Source organism: Kocuria sp. NPDC057446 (assembly GCF_042802875.1).
GTDB lineage: Bacteria > Actinomycetota > Actinomycetes > Actinomycetales > Micrococcaceae > Kocuria.
Window position 1 is genome coordinate 1 of sequence record NZ_JBHVDI010000239.1, and the last position, 3634, is coordinate 3634.

2 protein-coding genes are annotated in these 3634 nt (G+C 73.0%); one reads left to right on the forward strand and one right to left on the reverse strand.

The features are described 5' to 3' along the window. Nucleotides 1–51: 51 nt before the first annotated feature. Nucleotides 52–3177, reverse strand: a complete 3126-nt coding sequence (locus ACFU0Y_RS17570; protein ID WP_380216150.1) for a hypothetical protein — start codon at nt 3175–3177, stop codon at nt 52–54. A 127-nt stretch (nt 3178–3304) separates the two neighbouring features. Between ACFU0Y_RS17570 and ACFU0Y_RS17575 the strand changes: the two genes are divergently transcribed. Continuing rightward, a partial coding sequence (locus ACFU0Y_RS17575; RefSeq protein ID WP_380216152.1) for an SWIM zinc finger domain-containing protein occupies nt 3305–3634 on the forward strand: 330 nt, incomplete at its 3' end.

Here is a 3634-nt window from a genome sequence, read left to right on the forward strand (position 1 = left end):
GCCCCGGGTCGTCCGACCCGGGGCCCGCCGCCGTTGCCGGCCGGGACGCGCTCAGCTCATCAGCTTGTCCACCAGGGCCTGGGCGAACTCGGGGGTGACGTCGCCGTAGTTGAGCGAGAAGTCCTCGTCCACCTTGGCGGGCAGCAGCCCGGAGCACAGGACGGCGGCACGGGCGTAGAGCCCGGCCAGCTCCGCGCCGATGGGCACGGAGAGCAGCTCCAGCTCGGGGTCGTAGGAGACGATCGGCACCCCCGCCTGCCGGGCGGCGAGGTGCTTGCCGATGCCCGAGGCCACGAAGCGGGCGTGGCCCGACTCGACGTCGGCCGGGGTGCGGAACGCGTACCGGGTCCGGTGGTGGTGGTTGATCCGGTACAGCCCCGGTGCGTTCCGGTCCTCGGTGAGCTCCCACGTGGCGTCCTCGGGCACGAAGCGCTCGGCCACCCCGTTGTACTGCATCTCCGCGCGCCGCAGCTCCTCCTCGACCTCGGACAGCGGGGGCAGGGTCTCCAGCATCGCGGGACCGGCGTCGAACACGACGTCGCACAGCCCCACCGGCAGCGCCTCCTGCAGCGTTCCGAGGTCCACGTCCTGGAGCAGGGTGGTCCCGTGGTCCTCCGGGGACAGCACCACCACGGACGCGTCCTGCGCCGCGGCCGCCTCCGCGACGAGGGCCTCCTTCTCCGGCGTCCAGCCGCCCGTGAGCAGCACCGAGCCGTCCACGAGCTGGGTGAGGGAGGGTCCGCAGACCTGCCAGCGCCGCACGGTCCAGTGCTCGTCGCGGACCACCTCGAGGAAGCCGAGGGCCTGCAGGTGCCCCACGAACCACTCCTCGAAGCGCTCCGAGTCCTCGAGCTGGCGCGCCACGATGGACAGGCTCGAGCGCTTGCCGCCGCCCAGGAACGTGAGGGCGTCCCGGAACGGCGCCCAGGACGTCGGGTACTCCCCCTCGTCCGGGCCGATGAAGCGCAGCGCCTCGACGGAGCCGGTGGAGGTCAGCGCCGAGGGCTTGGTGAGCCGGCCCGGGTAGCGCTTCTGCAGTCCGCACTGGGCGCACTGGCCGAAGATCCACGGGGCCTTCGCCTTGGGCTCCATGGCCGGGAGCACGATGCGGTGCCGGCCGGTGGCCAGGCAGGACCGGCCCTCCGGCTCGGGCAGTGCGTTGGTGCGCTCCAGCAGCAGCTGGCCCTCGGAGGAGTGCCAGCCCGGGGCGCCCGGGACCTCGTGGTCCCCGGCGGCCTCCCGCGGCGGCAGGTTGTCGAAGGCGCCCTGCACGTACCGCTCGGGCAGCTGCGCCACGATGCCGGCCGTGACGGGCCACAGCGGCTCCTCCTCGACGTGCACCATCTCGCCCTCGTAGCCGAGGGAGCGCTGGGTCAGGTGGAAGGTCGAGTCCCGGAGCTTGAACTCGCGGCGCTGCCGGACCGTGCGGCCCGCCTTGAGGACCAGGGTGTAGTCGTTGGGCTTGAGCGTGCGGTCGGCCCGCGCCATCGGCGTGCCGTGCAGCGAGATCTGGAACGGCGGCACGCGCCCCTCCACGAGCTTGGCCTTCTCCAGCTTGAAGGAGTGCGGATTGCGCCACTCGCACTCCACGGTGAGGGGCGCGTCCGTGTCCGAGGTGATCGTCACCTGCGGCGGGCGCAGCGCGGACCAGCGCACCACGTCGCCGGGGATCCGCAGCCCCCCGGAGAGGGTCACGGCGGGGACCAGACGGGGCACCAGGCCGGAGAAGTTGTCGTTGGCGGTGAGCTCCGGGTTGCCCGCGCGCAGCACCTGCACGTCGTCGAACATCACCCAGCCCTCGGCGAGGCCGTGCGTGCCGGCCTCGACGAAGCGGTAGTCCGGCGAGGCGGAGTCGTCGAGGATCCGCTTGATCTGGGCGATCCACTCGGGCTCGTCGCGGACCATGATCCGGCAGGGCCAGGCCGCCGGGATGTGGTCCACGGAGATGAAGGTGTCCGAGAAGCCGTCCTTCGCGAAGATCACCACGGGGCGGGGGTTGCGCTCGAAGCGCACGTCCCCGGCGCTGAGCTGCAGGGTCCCGCCCAGCAGCGAGCCCGGGTCCATCCGGGCGGTGTAGGCGGAGACCCCCAGGAAGGCGTCCCCGATGAAGGACAGGAACACGGTGCGCGGCCCGGCCGTGGTCTCCAGCTCCACCTCGCGGCCCGAGAGGAAGCGCTTGGGCACCACGAAGCCGAGCTCGAACACGGGGTTGCCCACGTAGTCGGTGCTGTCCGTGAGGGACAGCGAGCAGGACTTCACGGCGCTGCGGCCCGGCCCCCGGCCGTTGGCGCGGACCTCGGCGCGGGCCTGCTCCCGGGACTGTTCCCAGACCGCGAGCTCCGCCAGGGCGATCTCGAGCCCGGGCTCGCGGGTGAGGGGGTTCGCCCAGACCTGCTTCATGGCCTTGGACGCCTTGGTCTCGGCCATGTCGAGCCAGAAGTCGAGGTAGACCCCGAGCTCGGCGGCGGACAGGCCCTGGGCGGTGGTCATCCCCAGGTCCTCGAACATGCGGTGCAGCTGGCGCCGCTCGGCCTCGCCGAACATCGTCTGGGACAGCGCGAGCCCGACCGGGCGCTGGTTCACCGCGTACGCCGTGGGCAGCCCGATCTCGCCGTTGCGCAGCTCGAGCCAGTAGCGCAGTGCGTCCCAGTACGCCTCGGTGTCCTTCTTGAAGGAGGACTCGAGGGCCTTGGCGTTCTCCGGGCCGGCCTGCAGGAGCACGGCCAGGGGCAGGAAGAACGTGGAGACGGACTTGTTGCCCGTCCGCGCGGCCAGGGTGGACATGTGCCGCCCGGCGAGGGCGAACAGTGCGAGCAGGGCGACCACGGGCGGCGGCGGGATCTCCGCGATGGAGTCCAGGCTGCGGCGGGTGGCGCGGTACCACTGGCCGTTGAGCCGGTTGAACACGTCGAACACCGAGCGCCGCCCGTCCTCGGTCACCAGCAGCGGGGTCACCGAGTCGGCGAGCGCCCGCAGGGTCGAGGGACCGTCGAGGCCCTGCACCTCGCCGATCGCGGCGAGGGTCTTGTCGTCGAGGTCGAGGTAGATCAGCTCCCCCGCCCGCTCCGGGCCGAAGAAGGCCGCGCAGACGGCGTCGTTCCAGCGGAGGTAGGCGAGCTCCTCGGCACTGTCGGCAATGGCATGGTCTCCGAGGCGGAGCCCAGCAGTGTCGGGCACGAGTCCTCCGTCCGCGGCCGCACGTGGGGCCGCTGTCGTCGTTCGAGGGGTCGCCTCGATTATAGATAGCCCGCGGCAGCGCTCCGCACGCGCGGCGACCGGCGCCCCGGCCCGATACGGTGGGACGATGCACTCCCCTCCCGGTCCCCTCGTGGACTCCCGGCGGCTCGTCGCCGCCGCCGGGCCCGCCGTCTTCCGCCGCGGCCAGGAGTACTTCCGCACCGGTCGGGTGCGCACCGTGCGGTGGACCCCGCGGGGCGAGGGGGCCGGCGACCTCGCCGCCGAGGTCGAGGGCTCCGGGGCCGTGTACTCGGTCACCGTGCACGTCGGCGCCGGCGGCGCGCCGGGCCCCGCCTGGTGCAGCTGTCCCGCCGGCGGGTTCTGCAAGCACGCCGTCGCCGCGGTGCTGCGCCACAACTTCGAGGCCGCGGTCCGCGCCCACCAGCAGGGCGGGACC